The sequence below is a fragment of the Flavobacterium sp. 103 genome, assembly GCF_003096795.1.
In the GTDB taxonomy this organism is placed as follows: Bacteria; Bacteroidota; Bacteroidia; order Flavobacteriales; family Flavobacteriaceae; genus Flavobacterium.
Map to the genome: position 1 here is coordinate 4004466 of NZ_QENX01000001.1, position 20535 is coordinate 4025000.

Sequence of the window (20535 nt, forward strand, 5' to 3'; positions counted from 1 at the left end):
TGAAAACTATTTTTGTTTTAAGATGTGAAATTACATTAAATAAATTAAAATGAATAGAGAGAAAGTCCAAATTTTTGATACCACTTTAAGAGACGGAGAACAGGTCCCAGGATGTAAATTAGACACCAACCAAAAACTCGTTATAGCTAACCGCCTTGATGAAATGGGGGTAGATATCATTGAAGCTGGTTTTCCCGTTTCTAGTCCAGGTGATTTTTTATCTGTTTCTGAAATATGTAAAATTGTTAAAAATGCAACGGTTTGTGGTCTTACTAGAGCTGTAGAAAATGATATCGATGTTGCCGCAGCCGCATTGAAACATGCAGTTAGACCTAGAATACATACTGGAATCGGAACTTCTGATTCACATATCATCCACAAATTGCAGACAACTCGTGAGGATGTAATAGCAAGAGCAAAACACGCAGTTGCCCATGCCAAATCTTATGTTGAAGATGTAGAGTTTTATGCTGAAGATGCCGGTAGAACCGAAAATGCATTCTTGGCAAGAGTTTGCGAAGAAGTAATCAAATCAGGAGCTACTGTTCTTAATATACCGGATACAACTGGATATTGTTTGCCGGAAGAATACGGTGCAAAAATAAAATACCTTAGAGAAAATGTCAAAGGTATTGAGAATGTTGTCCTTTCCTGTCATTGTCATAATGATTTAGGAATGGCAACTGCCAATTCAATCGCAGGAGCTGTAAATGGAGCTCGTCAAATAGAATGTACTATCAACGGAATAGGGGAGAGAGCTGGAAATACAGCGCTTGAGGAAGTGGTTATGATTTTCAAACAACATCCGTACTTGAATTTATATACAGATATTGACAGTAAACAATTGAACGAAATGAGTCGATTGGTTTCTGAAAGTATGGGAATGATTGTGCAACCCAATAAAGCAATTGTTGGAGCCAATGCGTTTGCACACAGTTCTGGAATTCATCAAGATGGTGTGATTAAAAACAGAGCGACTTATGAAATCATGGATCCTTTGGATGTTGGCGTCAATGAGTCGTCTATTATCTTAACGGCAAGAAGTGGAAGAGCTGCTTTGGCTTACAGAGCCAAAAAAGTCGGCTACGAACTTACAAAAGTGCAATTGGATATCGTTTATGTTGAGTTTTTAAAATTCGCCGATATCAAAAAAGAAGTTTTGGATGACGATATTCATCAAATTATTGAAGCAAGTAAAATAAGCGTCTATTAATTTTATTTGATACAATTACTTTTAAAAATAAATAATTATGAACTTAAAAATAGCAGTACTTTCAGGAGATGGTATAGGCCCAGAGGTTATTTTACAAGCTAAAAAAGCATTGTACGCTATTAGTGTTGCCTATAATCATGAGTTTATTTTTGAAGATGCCTTGATAGGGGCAACTGCCATCGAAAAAACAAGAAATCCATTGCCGGAGCAAACATTGAATCTTTGTTTAAATACAGATGCAGTATTGTTTGGAGCGATTGGAAATCCAAAATACGATAACAATCCGGAATCAAAAGTTCGTCCAGAACAAGGATTATTAAAGCTTAGAAAAGAATTAGGGCTTTATGCTAATATTAGACCTATTAAGCCTTTCAAAAATCTATTGGATGCTTCTCCTATAAAAAGAGAGGTTATTGAAAATGTAGATTTTGTGATTTTTAGAGAATTGACGGGAGGTTCTTATTATGGTGAGAAAGTGATTAATGAAGAAGGTACTTTCGCATCAGATATATGTGAATATTCTGAAAATGAAATTAACCGTATTACGCATCAAGCATTCAAAGCAGCACAAGGTAGAAGAAAAAAAGTGACATTGGTGGATAAAGCTAATGTGTTGGAAACTTCTAGATTGTGGAGAAAAATTGTTAAAAATATTGCTCTTCAATATCCAGACGTGAAATTGGAATGTCAATATATTGATAATGTTGCCATGCAAATAATCACGGATCCAAAACAATACGATGTAATCTTAACCGAAAATTTATTTGGTGATATTCTGTCAGATGAAGCTTGTGCTATTATGGGATCTATCGGTTTGATGGCTTCGGCATCTGTTGGAAATAATAAAGCGCTTTTTGAGCCTATTCATGGCTCTTATCCACGAGCAAAAGGTAAAAATATAGCTAATCCTATAGCTTCTATTTTATCTGCAGCGATGTTGTTAGAACACTTTGGATTAGATAAAGAAGCCAAAAAAGTATATGAAGCTGTTGAGAAAGCTATTGAATATAAAGTGGTTACCATTGATTTGAATCCAGGTTCAAGATTCGGGACTAATGATGTTGGGGATTTTATCTCAAATGTCATATTAAGTAAAGATGATTTGTACTTCAAAAACGATAATGTTCAAATTGGACAATCAACTATCGTTTAGTTAATAAAAATCATAAAATATTGCGTTATATCACTAAAAACTCTTAGTTTGTTGATAAAATGTTTTTTTATTGGATTTGTTTTTTATACTTTTGCAGAGTTAAAAAACAAGAAAATGAAACGCATTACCAACGTCCTTTTAGTTATAAGTGTCATTGTGATTATCACATATGAAAAGGGATTGGTATAAATATAAGTGAAAACATATTTAAAACCTCCCATAATTTTGGGAGGTTTTTTTTTTAGATAAAATTTAAAATACACAAATTAATAATAGAATGGAATTAAATAAATACAGCAAGATAATCACGCAAGACGAAACACAACCGGCTTCTCAAGCTATGTTCTACGGAATTGGTTTGACGGAAGAGGATCTTAAAAAAGCACAGGTAGGAATTGTGAGTATGGGGTACGACGGAAATCCTTGTAACATGCACTTAAACGACTTGGCTAAAGATATTAAGACTGGCGTCTGGAAAGAAGATTTGGTTGGATTGATTTTTAATACTATTGGTGTAAGTGATGGTATTTCAAATGGTAATGATGGAATGCGTTTTTCTTTGGTTTCTCGTGATGTAATTGCCGATTCTATCGAAACAGTTATGGGAGCGCAATGGTATGATGGTCTGATTGCAGTTCCGGGCTGTGATAAAAATATGCCGGGAGCTTTAATGGCTATGGGTAGAGTAAATCGCCCTTCTATTATGGTTTATGGAGGATCTATTCACCCAGGAAAATGGAAAGGTGAAGATTTGAATATTGTTTCTGCTTTTGAAGCTTTAGGAAAAAAAATTAAGAATACAATTACTCCTGAAGATTTCAAAGGAGTAATTCAAAATGCTTGTCCAGGTGCAGGTGCTTGTGGTGGAATGTATACTGCAAACACAATGTCATCAGCGATTGAAGCATTAGGTATGAGTTTGCCTTACAGTTCTTCTAACCCTGCTTTGAGCGCTGAAAAGAAACAAGAATGCGTTGATGCTGGTAAAGCAATCAGAATATTATTAGAAAAAGATATTAAGCCTAGAGACATCATGACCCGTAAAGCATTTGAAAATGCAATTACAATGGTAGCTGTTTTGGGTGGTTCTACAAATGCGGTAATGCACTTAATTGCAATGGCACACGCTGTAGGTATTGAATTAACATTAAAAGATTTCCAAGACATCAGTGATAAAACACCATTATTAGCTGACTTGAAACCAAGCGGTAAATACTTAATGGAAGATTTACACAATGTAGGAGGTGTTCCTGCAGTAATGAAATATTTATTAAAAGAAGGTTTATTACACGGTGATTGTTTGACAGTAACAGGAAAAACAATAGCAGAGAATTTAGCTTCAGTTCCTGATTTACATGATGGTCAAGAAGTAATTCATGAAATCCAAAAAGCATTAAAAGCGACTGGTAATATTCAGATTTTGTACGGAAACTTAGCAACAGAAGGTTGTGTTGCTAAAATCAGCGGTAAAGAAGGTGAGTTTTTTGAAGGTACAGCAGTAGTTTTTGAAGGTGAAAAAGATGTAATTAGAGGAATACAAGCAGGTGAAGTGAAGCCAGGTAATGTGGTCATTATTCGTTACTGTGGTCCAAAAGGAGGTCCTGGTATGTCTGAAATGCTAAAACCAACATCTGCAATTATGGGAGCTGGTTTAGGAAATTCGGTTGCTTTGATTACTGACGGACGTTTCTCTGGAGGTTCTCACGGATTTGTCGTCGGACACGTCACTCCGGAAGCTTATGAAGGTGGTGGAATTGCATTGATAGAAAATGGTGACGTTATTACAATTGATGCGGTAAATAATACTATTAACATGAAAATTTCTGATGAAGAATTGGCACAACGTAAGGCCAATTGGAAAAGACCAGAATCACCAATCAAACAAGGAGTTTTGCTTAAATATATGCGTTCGGTCTCCAGTGCCTCTGAGGGATGTGTTACCGACAAATAATTTAATAAAAACTAACAAGCCTCTAAGTCTAAAATTATAAAGATTTATAGGTAAAAAATATAAATAAAATGAAAATATCAGGAGCAGAAGCCGTTATAAGATGCTTATTAGCCGAAGGAGTTGACCTAGTTTATGGTTATCCTGGAGGAGCGATAATGCCTGTATATGACGAATTATATAAATTTCAAGATCAATTGCATCACGTTTTGGTACGTCATGAACAAGGTGCAACGCATGCTGCACAAGGGTTTGCAAGAGCTACAGGAAAAGTTGGAGTTGCAATTGCTACTTCTGGACCAGGAGCAACTAATTTAGTTACAGGAATAGCCGATGCTCAAATAGATTCTACCCCAATGGTATGTATCACAGGGCAAGTTGGTAAACATTTATTGGGATCGGATGCTTTTCAGGAGACTGATATCATTGGAATATCTACTCCAGTAACTAAATGGAATTATCAAATTACCGAAGCACATGAAATTCCGGAAATTATTGCGAAAGCATTCTTTATAGCAAGATCAGGCCGTCCAGGGCCAGTATTGATAGACATTACAAAAAATGCTCAATTTGACGAACTGGATTTTAGTTATGAAAAATGTACTAGTATTAGAAGCTATACACCAAGACCTACTTTAAATCTTGAAAAAGTTAAAGAAGCAGCCGATTTAATAAATAATGCCAAAAAACCATATATCATTTTTGGTCAAGGAATTATCTTAGGCGAGGCCGAAGAACAATTAAAAGCATTGATCGAAAAAACTGGTATTCCTGCAGCTTGGACAATTTTGGGTCTTTCAGCCTTACCAACAGACCATCCTTTGAATGTAGGTATGTTAGGGATGCATGGAAATTATGGGCCAAATATCTTGACCAATGAATGCGATGTATTGATTGCCTTGGGAATGCGTTTTGATGACCGTGTGACAGGAAATTTAGCTACTTATGCCAAACAAGCCAAAGTAATTCATTTTGAAATTGATCCTGCTGAAGTGGATAAAAACGTAAAAACGACAGTAGCTGTGTTGGCAGATGTGAAAGAATCATTGAACGCTTTGATTCCTCTTGTTGAAAGTAAATCTCATGATGCTTGGCATAATGAGTTCAAAGAAAAATATAAAATTGAATTGGATTCAGTTATTAATGAAGAGTTGGCACCTTCAAATAATCGTGGCATTTCTATGGGAGAAACTATAGAAATGATTAATAAACACTCTAATGGTGATGCCATTATGGTTTCGGATGTGGGGCAACACCAAATGTTTACTTGTCGTTATTCTAAATTCAATAAATCTAAAAGTAATATTACCTCAGGAGGTTTAGGAACGATGGGATTTGCTTTACCAGCAGCTATTGGTGCAAAAATGGGAATGCCGGATCGAGAAGTGGTCGCAATTATTGGTGATGGCGGTTTTCAAATGACGATTCAGGAATTGGGAACCATTTTTCAAACAAAAGTTCCAGTAAAAATTGTGGTATTGAACAATGAATTTTTAGGAATGGTACGTCAATGGCAAGAATTATTTTTTGATAATAGATATGCTTCTACCAAAATGATAAATCCAAATTTTATTGCAATTGCTGAGGGGTATTATATCAAATCCAAAAAAGTAACCAAACGAGAAGATTTGGACGCTGCAGTAGCTGAAATGATGGCTTCTAAAGAATCTTATTTCTTGGAAGTAATGGTTGAGAAAGAAAATAACGTATTTCCGATGATCCCAACAGGAGCTTCAGTTTCTGACATAAGGTTGAATTAAAATAGTTTAAAGTTTAAGGTTTAAAGTTGTTTAATAAATGCAACAGAAGTAATTCAATAGCGATTATCAACTTTAAACTTTAAACAAAAAAAACTTTAAACAAAAAAAAAATGGAAAATAAAATGTTCACCATTTCTGTTTATTCAGAAAATAATGTTGGCTTACTAAATAGAATATCGGGTATATTCTTGAAACGCCACATCAACATATTGAGTCTAAATGTTTCCGAATCTGAAATTGAAAATGTTTCAAGATTTGTAATTGTTGTAAATACCACTGAAAAATGGGTGCAAAACATTGTAGGTCAGATAGAAAAACAAATTGAAGTTATCAAAGCATTTTATCACATCGATGAGGAGACTATCTTTTTGGAAAGTGCAATCTTCAAAATAGAATCTAGCTTGCTTTTTGACGAAAGACAAATTCAGAACATCATAAAAGACAGTAAATCTGAAATTGTTACGGTATCAAGAGATTTTTTTGTGATTTCAAAATCGGGCAAACGTTCAGAAATTGAAGAACTATACGCAAAGTTAAAACCTTTTGGAATTATGCAATTTGTTCGTTCGGGTAGAATATCGATTTCGAAAGAAAAAATGGAAATATCAACATTATTAGAAGCATTAAAATAAACTCAATCTGTAGCAGTCATAAGGAATTATTGCAGATTACAATTTTCAATTATTAAATTTTACATTCATTAAATATTAAAAAAAAATGGCAAATTATTTCAATTCATTACCACTTAGATTACAATTAGAACAATTAGGAGTTTGCGAATTCATGGATCAATCAGAATTTGCAAATGGGATAGAAGCATTAGCAGGAAAAAAAGTAGTCATTGTAGGTTGTGGAGCTCAAGGTTTGAATCAAGGTTTAAACATGAGAGATTCAGGTTTAGATATTTCTTATGCATTGCGTGCTGACGCTATCGCTGAAAAAAGAGCTTCTTTTAAAAATGCTACTGATAATGGTTTCAAAGTGGGTACTTATGAAGAATTAATCCCAACTGCTGATTTAGTATGTAACCTTACACCAGATAAACAACACACCGCTGTAGTTACTGCAATCATGCCATTGATGAAACAAGGAGCTACTTTGGCTTATTCTCATGGATTTAATATCGTTGAAGAAGGAATGCAAATCCGTAAAGACTTAACTGTTATTATGTGTGCTCCTAAATGTCCAGGATCTGAAGTTCGTGAAGAATACAAAAGAGGTTTTGGAGTACCTACTCTTATCGCAGTTCACCCAGAAAATGATCCAAATGGTTTTGGTTTAGATCAAGCAAAGGCTTACGCTGCAGCTACCGGAGGTCATAGAGCTGGGGTTTTGAGATCTTCTTTCGTAGCTGAAGTAAAATCAGATTTAATGGGTGAGCAAACTATTCTTTGTGGATTATTGCAAACTGGATCTATTTTATGTTTTGATAAAATGGTTGAAAAAGGAATCGAGCCTGGTTATGCTTCAAAATTAATTCAATACGGATGGGAGACTATCACCGAAGCTTTGAAACATGGTGGTATCACAAATATGATGGATCGTCTTTCTAATCCTGCAAAAATTGAAGCTTATGAATTAGCAGATGAATTAAAAGATATCATGCGTCCATTATTTCAAAAACACCAAGATGATATTATGTCTGGAGAGTTTTCTAGAAACATGATGATTGACTGGGCAAATGATGATGTTAACTTATTGACTTGGAGAGCTGCTACTGGAGAAACTAATTTTGAGAAAACAGCGCCAACAACTGCCGAAATTTCTGAGCAGGAATATTTTGATAATGGTGTATTGATGATTGCAATGGTAAAAGCGGGTGTTGAATTGGCTTTTGAAACTATGACGGAAGCTGGTATTATTGAAGAATCGGCATACTATGAATCTTTACATGAATTGCCATTGATTGCAAATACGGTTGCAAGAAAAAAATTATTTGAAATGAATCGTGTTATTTCGGATACAGCAGAATATGGTTGTTATTTATTTGATCACGCTTGTAAACCATTATTGACTGAATTCATGAAAACAGTTGAAACCAATGTTATTGGAAAACCGTTTTCTACTACTAATGGTGTTGATAATGCAATACTTATCGCAGTTAATAAAAGTATTCGTCAACATCCAATTGAAGAAGTTGGAGCTTGGTTGAGAGAATCTATGACTGCAATGAAAAAAATTGGATAAATAAAATAAAAATTAGGATTACCACACATGAGGGTGTGCTGGGATTTGCATAATATCAAATAGGTTTAAATATTTTGAATTAGTAAGCACTTATTGGACAATTGATGATATTTTATGCTTTTACATTCACTTAACTTCATACGAGCTGTAAGTTAAGTGAAGTAATCCCTAGTTTATTATTTTATAAAAAGATTCTTTTGATTTAAAAGAAAGAATATAATTGTTGTTAAATATTGTTAATAAAAGGGCATTTTAGTTTTCTATTATGTCCTTTTCTTGCTTTAAATACGCAGATAAAACTAAAATGTTATTAAAAATTCATAAAATTTTGAAGAAGTGCCGTTTTTTATTATTTTTTTAAAACATTTTACAAATTAATAGTTTTGAAAACCGAACAGATTTAATACTTTTATACAAAAATTAAAAAAGATGAGTTATTTTAAAATTGACAGTTTAGAACAGTACTTTAAACATTATAATAAATCAATACGTGAACCTAGAAAATTCTGGGGAAAAATTGCCGAAGAAAACTTCACATGGTATCAATACTGGGACAAAGTTGTCGATTTTAATATGGCTGATGCCGAAGTAAAATGGTTTGTTGACGCAAAAGTTAATATTACAAAGAACTGTATCGATAGACACTTGGCAAAAAAAGGTGAAAAAACAGCTATTATTTTTGAACCGAACGACCCTTCTGAAGAAGCATTACACATAAGTTATAACGAATTATACGAACGAGTTTCAAAAATGGCCAATGTTTTAAGAGAACAAGGTATTAGCAAAGGAGACCGTGTCTGTATTTATTTACCAATGATACCTGAATTGGCAGTTTCAGTTTTGGCTTGTGCCAGAATTGGAGCGATACATTCTGTTATTTTTGCTGGTTTTTCAGCGTCTGCTGTGGCTTCAAGAATAAATGACAGTGAATGTAAAATGGTTATTACTTCTGATGGTGGATATCGTGGAAATAAAACCATTGATTTGAAAGGAATAATTGATGATGCTTTAGTAAATTGTCCAACTGTTACTTCAGTTTTGGTAGCCAAAAGAACCAATGCCGAAATCAAAATGAAAGCAGGTCGTGACCAATGGTTGGCACCGTTACTTGACAAAGCAATAAATAATAGTGTTGCAGAAATTATGGATGCCGAAGATCCTTTATTCATATTATATACTTCGGGATCTACAGGGAAACCAAAAGGAATGGTGCATACTACGGCTGGTTATATGGTTTATACAGCCTATACATTTAAGAATGTATTCAACTACGAAGAGAATGATATTTTTTGGTGTACTGCTGATATAGGTTGGATTACTGGTCACTCTTATATATTATATGGCCCATTATTGAATGGAGCTACTACTGTAATTTTTGAAGGAATTCCTTCTTATCCTGATTTTAGTCGTTTTTGGGAAACAATCGAGAAGCATAAGGTTACTCAATTCTATACTGCACCAACAGCCATTCGTGCTTTGGCGAAAGAGAACTTATCTTATGTTCAAAAATTTCCTTTAAAATCACTGAAAGTTATTGGTTCTGTAGGAGAACCTATTAATGAGGAAGCTTGGCACTGGTTTAATGACCACGTAGGAGGGAAGCGTTGCCCTGTTGTAGATACTTGGTGGCAAACTGAAACTGGTGGTATTATGATTGCACCATTGGCATTTACTACACCAACAAAACCAACATATGCTACATTGCCTTTGCCTGGTATTCAGCCAGTTTTAATGGATGAGAAGCGCAATGAAATTGAAGGAAATCAAGTGGATGGTAGTTTGTGTATCAAATTTCCATGGCCAGGTATTGCTAGAACTATTTGGGGAGATCATCAAAGATATAAAGACACTTATTTCTCTACTTTTCCAGGTAAATATTTTACTGGAGATGGTGCTTTACGTGATGAAGTAGGTTATTACAGAATCACAGGACGTGTGGATGATGTAGTGATTGTTTCTGGACATAATTTAGGAACAGCACCTATTGAAGATGCTATTAATGAACACCCAGCTGTTGCTGAGTCTGCAATTGTTGGCTTCCCACATGATATTAAAGGAAATGCATTGTATGGTTATGTAATATTGAAAGAATCTGGAGAGTATAGAGATAGAGACAATTTGATTAAAGAGATTAACCAACATGTGTCTGATCACATTGGACCAATTGCTAAGCTTGACAAAATTCAATTTGTAAACGGTTTGCCAAAAACTAGATCAGGAAAAATTATGCGACGTATTTTGCGTAAAATTGCCGAAGGCGATTATTCTAATTTTGGTGATATAACAACATTACTAAATCCTGAAATCGTAGATGAAATTGTACAAGGGAAAATAGTGTAAAGCTATTTATTTTTTAATATCTATAGAAACTGCTTCAAAATTTGAAGCAGTTTTTTTTATTAATTAATTTCTAATATAATGGTTCATGTAATCTAATGCAAAAAAAAAGTATCAAAAACTAAGATGTTTTGTGCCAATGTTAAATTTTTATTAATTGCAGTAACATTATAAAAAAAATAAAGTCTATTGAATATCAAGTTATTATAAAACAGATTATTATGATACTTCATTTAAATAGTACAGCATTTATTTTTCCAATAAAAACACCACATAAGTTAATAAAAAGTTAAAATTAAGTACTATGTGATGCACAATACCTTTTTTAAGACATATATTTGTATAGGATATTATTATATGAATCAAGTTTAATAAACCAAAAATCAATCATCAATCAAAAAAATCAATTATTATGAAAAAATCAATCGTTTATTTAGGAGTAGCTTTAGTAGCTTTTGCAAATGTTTCTTTAGCATCAAATGGAAATTCATTTTCTGAAATCAAAAACAAAATCGAATTTAGCGGAACAATGACGCCTTTAAGCGTGGCTATTAGAAAAGGGGATTTCGAGACTGTGAAAAAATTTATTGAATACGGTGCAGATGTAAACGAAAATTCTGACGGCTTAAGTCCATTAATGATTGCAGCTCGTTACAACAAAACCGAAATAATTAAATTTTTACTTTCAAAAGGAGCTCGTCTTAACGAAAAAGATGAAAATGGATTTACTGCTTTGAAATATGCTGAATTATCAAATGCAAATGAAGCTATTCAAATTTTGAAACAAAATTAAAAAAAAATTAATGGGACATTATCAAATGTGATGTCCCATTAAAAAAAAACAATCAAAACAATCAAAACAATCAAAACAATCAAATCAATCAAATCAATCAAATCAAATCAATCATGAAAAATTCACTTTTAATTTTAGGAATAACATTAGTGTCATTAACTAATGTTTGTAATGCAACAAATACCGTTGACAGACCAGTTAATTCATTTAAAGAAGACGTTTTGGCAAAAGAAAATGATGGAATAGTATCAACTGAGAGAGTAAAAATAACCAAACCTTCATTAAGCGGAGATGCAGAAGTGTTTAACCCAGAAACGGTTATTGCTTTTAATCTCAAAACAGTGAAGGAAGCTATAGCTGAAGGGGACAAAATCATTGAGAATACAAATTCAGATGATTTGGCGTTTATAGCCTATGAAGAATCAATGAAAGAAATAATCGCTCAATCTGATTTAATTATTGAGAATACTGTTTCAAATGAAACTTGCCCTCTTTATGGCGAAAGAACATTAGAAGATGAAATTACCGAACTTGAAATGATCATTGAAAGTACTGAAAGTAATGAAGCAAAACCATTGAATTTCAAGGAAATAAATAACAATTCTTTGCTGATTAGCACATTTAATTCTAAAAAAATTATTGGAATGAATTAACAGAAGACTTGGTGAAACAGGCAAAAGCTTATTTAGGGATATAAAAAAGCACCATTATGAAGAGTATAATGATGCTTTTTTTTATGAACTATAATTAAAATTACATTTTTATAAGTTGCTTGTCTTGTATTTTTGAAAATAGTATTAAAGCAGCTATAGCTCCAATAGTTGCAAACAACATATCCTTGTGTTCCTAAAAAAGCATCTCCACCATTTCCGGTAGCGATAGAAACAAACCATTCAATCCATTCGTAGGCTGCACTAATTGCCAAACAAATGGAAACTATAATAAAATTGAAAAAGCTTTGGTTTGCAATTACTTTTTTTCGGATAAATAATTCTCGAATAATCATTGCAGGAACAAAACCTTGTGCAAAATGACCAACCTTATCATAATTATTCCGGCTTTGATGAAAGATCTCTTTGATATAATCAAAAAAGGGAACTTCGGCATAGGTGTAATGTCCACCAACAAAGAGAATAATGCAATGAATTAGAATTAAAGTATAAGTGAAATCGGTAAATCGAAATTTTTTAAAAGTCAAACTCAAGATCAATAACCCAATTATTGCGGGAATAATTTCTAGGAAACAAGTAAATCCTTCTTTGGGATTTATAATTGACCAAAGTAAAGTTGCACTAAATAGGATTAGTAGTATGTAGATGTATTTCATTTTTTTGATTTTAAAAATAGGTTAAATTAGTAGCTGGTATCATCAAGTTTTACTTTTCCATTGAATGTTCTGTACAAAAAGAAAAAATAAGCGGCTAATAATGGTGCACCAATGGCAACAATAGTTAACATGATTCCTAATGATTTTTGAGAAGAAGCTGCATTGTAAATTGTCACACTAAATTTTGGGTCAATTGTAGAGATTAGTAGGGTGGGATATAATTGCAAAGCAACAAGAATCAACAAAAAGGCCATTGTTAAAGACGAGAATATCAATGCCAGCATGTATTGTTTTTTTGAAACTAATCTAGGAACATTGGCTACAGCCAAAAAAGAGATGACAGGAACAACAAAATAAACGGGATTAGCCCTGAAATTGGCAGTAACTTCGGGGATAAAAACCAAAGTGTAAAGCGTTGTAATTCCGAAGCTGATGATGAAAAATATCATTCCTTTTTTTAGCAAGAATGTCAGCCTAGCATGTAATCGCCCTTCTGTTTTCAATAAAAGATAGATAGCGCCCTGTGTCATGAAAATAGAAAGTGTAGTTAATCCAACCATTATAGCGTATGGATTTAAAAAAGAAAAAAACACACCGCCTTGGTAACTAAAATTTGGGCCTAAAGCGAAACCTTGCAAAATATTACCTAAAACAACTCCCAGTAAAAAAGCAATCAGAATACTTGAAACACTGTAGATGATATCCCAACTGTTTCTCCACCACTTCATTTCTTCGACACTTCTAAATTTAATGGCTGCAGCCCGAAGTACATTTAGCATTAAAAAAAGCATAAACGGAACATACATCGCCGATAGCATGGTGGCATACATTATTGGAAATCCAGCAAATAATGCTCCACCACCAATAATTAACCAAACCTGATTGGCATCCCAAACGGGAGCAATTGCGTTTATTGCAATTCTTCGGCTTAAATCTTTTCTAAAAAACAAGTGCCAAGCGCCTGCTCCAAAATCAAAACCTTCCAATATCGCATAACCCGAAAACAGTAATCCGATTACTAAATACCATAATGTTGGATAATCAATTCCTAGAAATGTATTCATACTATAAGATTAAAAGGATTTGAATGCTATTGTTGTTTTAGCTTCGTCATACGGTCCATGTTTTATTTTTTTGTTCACTGTGTATAAAAACAAAGCTAACAACAGGGAATAGACAACTGTGAACATAACTAATGAAAATACAATTTGATTCGAGGCAACTTCTTGGGAAAAAGCATCACTGGTTCGTAATTGTCCATAAACGACCCAAGGTTGTCTGCCCATTTCGGCTGTGAACCATCCTACTTGATTGGCTATTTGAGGTAAAATGACAGCAAAGGAGAAAATCCATAAAAGCCATTTGGTTTCAAATAACATACCTCTCCACCATAAAAAACTGGCGTATAATGAAAGCCCGATTAATGCCATTCCTATCGCAACCATAATGTGATAAAATTGAAAAACGGCATTTATTTGACTAGGTCTGTCTTCAACCGGAAAATTATTTAATCCTTTTATGGGTGCATTAAAATCCTGATGGACCAAGAATGATAATCCGCCTGGAATTCCAATTCCGGTTACTTTTTGGTTTTCTTTATCTACCCAACCCAAAAGATATAAATCGGCAGGTTTGTCTTTTTCAAAATGCCCTTCCATTGTAGCAAGCTTTGCGGGCTGGTTTACAGCAACTCCGTCAGCCGTGCTGTGACCTGAAATCAATTGTGAAAGTGAAAAAATGGTTGCAACTACCAGAGCAATTTTGAACGCTTTTTTAGATATTTCTACATATCGGCCTTTTCTGATGTAATAAGCATGCACGCTTAAAACCAAAAAAGCTCCTGCTAAAATAGCTCCCTGCCAAGTATGTACAATTCTATCGACACTCGAGGGATTGAAAACCATTTCCCAAAAATCGGTTACTTCGGCACGAGCATGTAATCCTGTGCCAACAATATGATAGCCCGCGGGAGTTTGCTGCCACGAATTTGCAACTACAATCCAAACAGCAGAAAACATGGAACCTAAAAACACTCCTAAAGTAGATACAAAATGCACCCAGGGTTTCACGCGATTCCATCCAAAAAGCAATATTCCGAGAAAAGTACTCTCTAAACCAAAGGCAAATAATCCTTCGGCTGCTAATGCGCTACCAAATATATCTCCTACGTAACGCGAATACACAGCCCAATTGGTTCCGAATTCAAATTCCATAATAATTCCGGTGGCTACACCAATACCAAAGGTCAACGCAAATATTTTAATCCAAAATCGAGTCAAAATCTCGTAATCTTTATTTCCAGTCTTAAGGTAAAGCCCTTCCATTATTACCATTATCAAACCAATACCAATACTTAATGGAGGATAGATATAATGAAAGGCGATTGTAAAAGCAAATTGTATACGGGCTAGTATTTCAACGTCCATGATAAGAATATTTATTTTGAAAGTATCTGTAATTTTATGGTTTGTCTAAGCTAAATCTATTTGATTTAAAACTAAAGAGAATTTTATAAAAAAAGCACCATTATAAAATGATGCTTTCGTTTTTATTTAAAATAAGAGAAGGTTTCGTTATTCTCAATCTTTAATAACGTTTCATAAATCAATTTAATTACGTTTTCTACATCCTCACGGTGGACCATTTCGACAGTTGTATGCATGTATCGCAACGGAAGCGAAATCAAAGCCGAAGCTACACCGCCATTACTGTACGCAAATGCATCAGTATCCGTACCTGTAACCCTTGAAGAAGCCAAACGTTGAAACGGAATATTTTTTTCAATAGCAGTGTCTAGAATTAATTCTCTCAAATTATTTTGAACAGCAGGAGCATAAGTAACAACAGGTCCTTTACCTATTTTAGTATCACCTTCAATTTTTTTGTCAATCATCGGAGTTGTTGAGTCATGACAAACATCTGTAACAATAGCCACATTCGGTTTGATGGTTTGGGTAATCATTTCAGCACCTCTTAAACCCACTTCCTCTTGAACGGCATTAGTGATGTATAGACCAAAAGGTAATTTAACTTTGTTCTCGTGTAATAAACGGGCAACTTCGGCAATCATAAATCCTCCCATGCGATTATCTATGGCGCGACAAACGAATTTATTTTCGTTCATAATCATGAATTCATCAGGATAGGTGATTACACAACCTACGTGAACTCCCATTTTTTCGACCTGTTCTTTGGTTTCACAACCCAAATCAATAAAAATATTACTAATCTTCGGATTTTCTTCTTTATCTCTGTTTCGAGTATGAATGGCGGGCCATCCAAAAACTCCCTTTACAATTCCATTTTTAGTATGGATATTAACACGTTTCGATGGAGCAATTTGGTGATCAGAACCTCCATTACGAATTACGTATACCATTCCATCATCCGTTATATAATTCACATACCAAGCTATTTCGTCAGCATGACCTTCTATAACTACCTTGTATGGTGCATCCGGATTAATAACTCCTACAGCAGTTCCATAGGTGTCGGTAATAAAAGTATCTACGTATGGTTTTAAATAATCCATCCATATTTTTTGACCTTCGCTTTCATAGCCAGTTGGGGAGGCATTATTCAAATAGTTCTCCAAAAAAGTTATGGATGATGCTTTCAATATTGATTCAGTACTCATATAAATTATTTTTTCGCTAAATTAAAAATTTGTCTTTATAGTTCTATATTTAATGTATAATTTTGTGTTAAAAATATTTCTTCATGAAGCTTTATAGAATCTTAGTTTTTTCTTTTTTCATATCACTCTCTGGTTATGCGCAAGAGACGAAAACCCAAAATGACAACACTCAAATGGGGTATGTCTTAACAGAAGCCGATAGCATATTTGGAGATACCATAGTACTACCTGAATTGGTAATTGAAAGGCATAAGATGAGTGATGAAGACAAAAAGCAATTTTTGTTACTTCAAAAAAGGGTTTACGCTACTTATCCTTATGCCAGAATCGCAGCCGAAAGATTAACATCGCTGAATAGGGGTATGGCGAAATTTACCAATAACAAGGATAAAAAGAGATATTTTAAAATTGTAGAAGATTATTTAAGCAATGAATTTGAAGCAAGATTAAAAAAACTTTCCAAAAAGCAAGGTCAAATATTGGTCAAGCTAATAGACAGGCAAACTGGAACTACGACCTATGATTTAATAAAGAATCTCAAAAGTGGTTGGAAAGCATTTTGGTCCAATACAACGGCTAGTATGTTTAATATTGATTTGAAATTAAAGTACCAGCCTTATGAGGTCAATGAGGATTATTTAATAGAGACTATATTGGTCAGGGGGTTCGAGTCGGGTAGACTACGTAAGCAAGAGGCTGCAAATCCAATAGATTTTGATAAGTTAGAGGAGTCTTGGAGTAATAAAGTAAAATAAATAAACTTTTGTATTGAGTATAAAAGAGGTAATTACCAAAGTAGTTGCCTCTTTTTTTTGTTTTCAGGCTAATCCAAATACTCAGGAGCTATTTCCCGCTATCCGCTACAATCTTATAAGCCGAACCCCGGCTTATAAGGATTTCCGCTTTTATCGGGGCTAGGGGTCCAGGTTTTTCATAAGAAAGAAAGTGAAAGATTCATATCATATATATAGGAGATACATTTACAGAAGGAAATCCGCACCTTTATATATAGAATACGAGGTTTGAAAAGGAAAGATTCGTGGAAATGTGTTTTCTCTATATTTTATTCATGCCTCCCCAGTCCCAAAACAAACCAAAAAGGATCAAAAGCGATTAAATTATCAGAAACGGCCTATTGAAATTTTGAAATCCACAAAAAAGGTTATCTGTAAATTTCAATATATCAATGTATTAAAAATTAATTGTAAAATTAAAGTAAAATAATTGCAAAAAGCCATTGTTTAAACGAATAAACTAGCTACTTTTGCACCCGCAACAACGCACAAGTTCTTTCACATACTGGCAAGCAAACGAATTGAAACTGAAAATTTATTTTAAAAAAATATTCAAAAAAGCTTGTGAGAAAAGAAAAAGCTTTGTACTTTTGCACCCGCTAATCGAGAGACTGGCGCACAAAAACAAGAAGAACACGTTCCTAGACATATTGAATTGACAGCCGTTTTTATCGAAAGATAAGAACAAAAGAATAAGAGTAATAGAATCGGAAGATTTGAATAAAGAACCACTAGAACTTCAGTCAAACATTAATAGCTTAAGCAATTAAGCAAACAATATACGATGAAGAGTTTGATCCTGGCTCAGGATGAACGCTAGCGGCAGGCTTAACACATGCAAGTCGAGGGGTATTGGTTTTCGGACCAAGAGACCGGCGCACGGGTGCGTAACGCGTATGCAATCTACCTTTTACAGAGGGATAGCCCAGAGAAATTTGGATTAATACCTCATAGTATAGTACAATCGCATGATTGAATTATTAAAGTCACAACGGTAAAAGATGAGCATGCGTCCCATTAGCTAGTTGGTAAGGTAACGGCTTACCAAGGCTACGATGGGTAGGGGTCCTGAGAGGGAGATCCCCCACACTGGTACTGAGACACGGACCAGACTCCTACGGGAGGCAGCAGTGAGGAATATTGGACAATGGGCGCAAGCCTGATCCAGCCATGCCGCGTGCAGGATGACGGTCCTATGGATTGTAAACTGCTTTTGCACAGGAAGAAACAACGCTACGTGTAGCGTCTTGACGGTACTGTGAGAATAAGGATCGGCTAACTCCGTGCCAGCAGCCGCGGTAATACGGAGGATCCAAGCGTTATCCGGAATCATTGGGTTTAAAGGGTCCGTAGGCGGTTTGGTAAGTCAGTGGTGAAAGCCCATCGCTCAACGGTGGAACGGCCATTGATACTGCCAGACTTGAATTATTAGGAAGTAACTAGAATATGTAGTGTAGCGGTGAAATGCTTAGAGATTACATGGAATACCAATTGCGAAGGCAGGTTACTACTAATGGATTGACGCTGATGGACGAAAGCGTGGGTAGCGAACAGGATTAGATACCCTGGTAGTCCACGCCGTAAACGATGGATACTAGCTGTTGGGAGCGATCTCAGTGGCTAAGCGAAAGTGATAAGTATCCCACCTGGGGAGTACGTTCGCAAGAATGAAACTCAAAGGAATTGACGGGGGCCCGCACAAGCGGTGGAGCATGTGGTTTAATTCGATGATACGCGAGGAACCTTACCAAGGCTTAAATGTAGATTGACCGGTTTGGAAACAGACTTTTCGCAAGACAATTTACAAGGTGCTGCATGGTTGTCGTCAGCTCGTGCCGTGAGGTGTCAGGTTAAGTCCTATAACGAGCGCAACCCCTGTTGTTAGTTGCCAGCGAGTCATGTCGGGAACTCTAACGAGACTGCCAGTGCAAACTGTGAGGAAGGTGGGGATGACGTCAAATCATCACGGCCCTTACGCCTTGGGCTACACACGTGCTACAATGGCCGGTACAGAGAGCAGCCACTGGGTGACCAGGAGCGAATCTACAAAACCGGTCACAGTTCGGATCGGAGTCTGCAACTCGACTCCGTGAAGCTGGAATCGCTAGTAATCGGATATCAGCCATGATCCGGTGAATACGTTCCCGGGCCTTGTACACACCGCCCGTCAAGCCATGGAAGCTGGGGGTGCCTGAAGTCGGTGACTGCAAGGAGCTGCCTAGGGTAAAACTGGTAACTAGGGCTAAGTCGTAACAAGGTAGCCGTACCGGAAGGTGCGGCTGGAACACCTCCTTTCTAGAGCCTTAGTGTTAGTAGCAATACACGCTAGGGAAAGAAGACGAAAAGAACTATTGGTTACAAATATTGAAGGTTATATTACTCTTGCTGTTAATTTAAAAAACATGCGTAAAATAAAAAAAGCGCAAAAATAAGAATGAAGAGTGTCTCGTAGCTCAGCTGGTTAGAGTACTACACTGATAATGTAGGGGTCGACAGTTCGAGTCTGTCCGAGACAACTATTTTCACCTTTAAAAAGGAAATTCTAGAGTTGAGAAGTTAAGAGTTAGACTAATAACTAATTACTAACAACTAATAACTCAAAAAATTGGGGGATTAGCTCAGCTGGCTAGAGCGCCTGCCTTGCACGCAGGAGGTCAACGGTTCGACTCCGTTATTCTCCACAGATCCGAAAGGATAAAAGTTCATTGACATATTGAGATAAGAAATAATAAAAAGTAGAAAGCAGTTTTTTCTAATTTATTAGAGAAAACGAAAAAAAACGGTCGTAATTGATTTTACGATTGGTACAATAAGCAAAATAAGGGCGTATGGGGGATGCCTTGGCTCTCAGAGGCGATGAAAGGCGTGATAAGCTGCGAAAAGTTACGGGGATTGGCACACACGATATGATCCGTAAATACCTGAATGGGGCAACCCACTATGTTGAAGACATAGTACACCGATAGGTGGGCAAACCCGCTGAACTGAAACATCTAAGTAGGCGGAGGAGAAGAAAACAAAAGTGATTCCGTAAGTAGTGGCGAGCGAACGCGGATTAGCCCAAACCAGTGTTGTTACGGCAATGCTGGGGTTGTAGGACCACGACATTTTATGCACAAAGAATTAGAATCTACTGGAAAGTAGAGCCAAAGAGAGTGATAGCCTCGTATAAGTAATAAGTGTAATAGATAGTGGTATCCTGAGTAGGGCGGGGCACGTGAAACCCTGTCTGAATTTGGCGGGACCATCCGCTAAGGCTAAATACTCCTGAGAGACCGATAGTGAACCAGTACCGTGAGGGAAAGGTGAAAAGAACCGTGAATAACGGAGTGAAATAGATCCTGAAACCATACGCTTACAAGCGGTCGGAGCCCTTTTGTGGGGTG

Annotated in this window: 14 protein-coding genes, 2 tRNA genes and 2 rRNA genes (1 of these 18 cut by a window edge); 14 read left to right on the forward strand and 4 right to left on the reverse strand. The window is 35.5% G+C overall.

Annotated features, from left to right (window positions below):
• Positions 1 to 49: 49 nt before the first annotated feature.
• The 9 genes from C8C85_RS16945 (at position 50) to C8C85_RS16985 (ending at position 12044) form a co-directional block, all read left to right on the forward strand.
• Entirely contained in the window at positions 50 to 1213 is a 1164-nt protein-coding gene (locus tag C8C85_RS16945; RefSeq protein WP_116798072.1) for a 2-isopropylmalate synthase, read from the forward strand.
• Positions 1214 to 1250: 37 nt separating this feature from the next.
• Positions 1251 to 2366 carry a 3-isopropylmalate dehydrogenase gene (leuB, locus tag C8C85_RS16950; RefSeq protein ID WP_116798073.1) on the forward strand — a complete coding sequence of 372 codons (1116 nt, stop codon included), beginning with the start codon at positions 1251 to 1253 and terminating at the stop codon, positions 2364 to 2366.
• A 277-nt stretch (positions 2367 to 2643) separates the two neighbouring features.
• The gene (gene ilvD, locus C8C85_RS16955) at positions 2644 to 4317 is read left to right on the forward strand and encodes a dihydroxy-acid dehydratase (protein ID WP_116798074.1); all 1674 of its coding nucleotides are present in this window, start codon (positions 2644 to 2646) and stop codon (positions 4315 to 4317) included.
• Positions 4318 to 4385: 68 nt separating this feature from the next.
• The gene (gene ilvB, locus C8C85_RS16960) at positions 4386 to 6074 is read left to right on the forward strand and encodes a biosynthetic-type acetolactate synthase large subunit (protein WP_116798075.1); all 1689 of its coding nucleotides are present in this window, start codon (positions 4386 to 4388) and stop codon (positions 6072 to 6074) included.
• A gap of 110 nt (positions 6075 to 6184) precedes the next feature.
• Positions 6185 to 6706, forward strand: coding sequence for an acetolactate synthase small subunit (gene ilvN / locus C8C85_RS16965; RefSeq protein ID WP_077378789.1), 522 nt, complete (start codon positions 6185 to 6187; stop codon positions 6704 to 6706).
• 85 nt (positions 6707 to 6791) lie between these two features.
• On the forward strand, positions 6792 to 8261 hold the full coding sequence (gene ilvC, locus C8C85_RS16970) for a ketol-acid reductoisomerase (protein WP_116798076.1): 1470 nt from the start codon (positions 6792 to 6794) through the stop codon (positions 8259 to 8261).
• A 429-nt stretch (positions 8262 to 8690) separates the two neighbouring features.
• On the forward strand, positions 8691 to 10601 hold the full coding sequence (gene acs, locus C8C85_RS16975; protein WP_116798077.1) for an acetate--CoA ligase: 1911 nt from the start codon (positions 8691 to 8693) through the stop codon (positions 10599 to 10601).
• A gap of 409 nt (positions 10602 to 11010) precedes the next feature.
• Positions 11011 to 11391 (forward strand): ankyrin repeat domain-containing protein, encoded by a 381-nt coding sequence (locus C8C85_RS16980; RefSeq protein WP_116798078.1) that lies wholly within the window; start codon positions 11011 to 11013, stop codon positions 11389 to 11391.
• A 113-nt stretch (positions 11392 to 11504) separates the two neighbouring features.
• Entirely contained in the window at positions 11505 to 12044 is a 540-nt protein-coding gene (locus C8C85_RS16985) for a hypothetical protein (protein WP_133243394.1), read from the forward strand.
• A 32-nt stretch (positions 12045 to 12076) separates the two neighbouring features.
• On the opposite strand, the gene C8C85_RS16990 is transcribed toward C8C85_RS16985, so the two are convergent.
• From C8C85_RS16990 to C8C85_RS17005, 4 genes are all read right to left on the reverse strand, one after another.
• Positions 12077 to 12718: a DUF2238 domain-containing protein gene (locus C8C85_RS16990; protein WP_243412127.1), complete on the reverse strand. Its 642-nt coding sequence runs from the start codon at positions 12716 to 12718 to the stop codon at positions 12077 to 12079.
• Positions 12719 to 12744: 26 nt separating this feature from the next.
• Positions 12745 to 13782, reverse strand: a complete 1038-nt coding sequence (gene cydB, locus C8C85_RS16995) for a cytochrome d ubiquinol oxidase subunit II (RefSeq protein WP_116798080.1) — start codon at positions 13780 to 13782, stop codon at positions 12745 to 12747.
• A 9-nt stretch (positions 13783 to 13791) separates the two neighbouring features.
• Complete coding sequence (locus C8C85_RS17000) at positions 13792 to 15144, reverse strand: cytochrome ubiquinol oxidase subunit I (RefSeq protein WP_116798081.1); 1353 nt, start codon at positions 15142 to 15144, stop codon at positions 13792 to 13794.
• A gap of 122 nt (positions 15145 to 15266) precedes the next feature.
• Entirely contained in the window at positions 15267 to 16355 is a 1089-nt protein-coding gene (locus tag C8C85_RS17005; protein ID WP_116798082.1) for a M42 family metallopeptidase, read from the reverse strand.
• Positions 16356 to 16438: 83 nt separating this feature from the next.
• Here C8C85_RS17005 and C8C85_RS17010 point away from each other — a divergent pair, with 83 nt between their 5' ends.
• The 5 genes from C8C85_RS17010 to C8C85_RS17030 form a co-directional block, all read left to right on the forward strand.
• Positions 16439 to 17110 carry a DUF4294 domain-containing protein gene (locus C8C85_RS17010; protein ID WP_116798083.1) on the forward strand — a complete coding sequence of 224 codons (672 nt, stop codon included), beginning with the start codon at positions 16439 to 16441 and terminating at the stop codon, positions 17108 to 17110.
• 820 nt (positions 17111 to 17930) lie between these two features.
• A 16S ribosomal RNA gene (locus tag C8C85_RS17015) occupies positions 17931 to 19444 on the forward strand.
• Between the two features lie 147 nt (positions 19445 to 19591).
• Positions 19592 to 19665, forward strand: a tRNA-Ile gene (locus C8C85_RS17020).
• A 91-nt stretch (positions 19666 to 19756) separates the two neighbouring features.
• Positions 19757 to 19830: transfer RNA gene (locus C8C85_RS17025), tRNA-Ala, on the forward strand.
• Positions 19831 to 19956: 126 nt separating this feature from the next.
• Positions 19957 to 20535: ribosomal RNA gene (locus tag C8C85_RS17030) — 23S ribosomal RNA — on the forward strand; it runs 2307 nt beyond the window's last position.
• Together the 16S and 23S rRNA genes with 2 tRNA genes alongside form the textbook arrangement of a ribosomal RNA operon.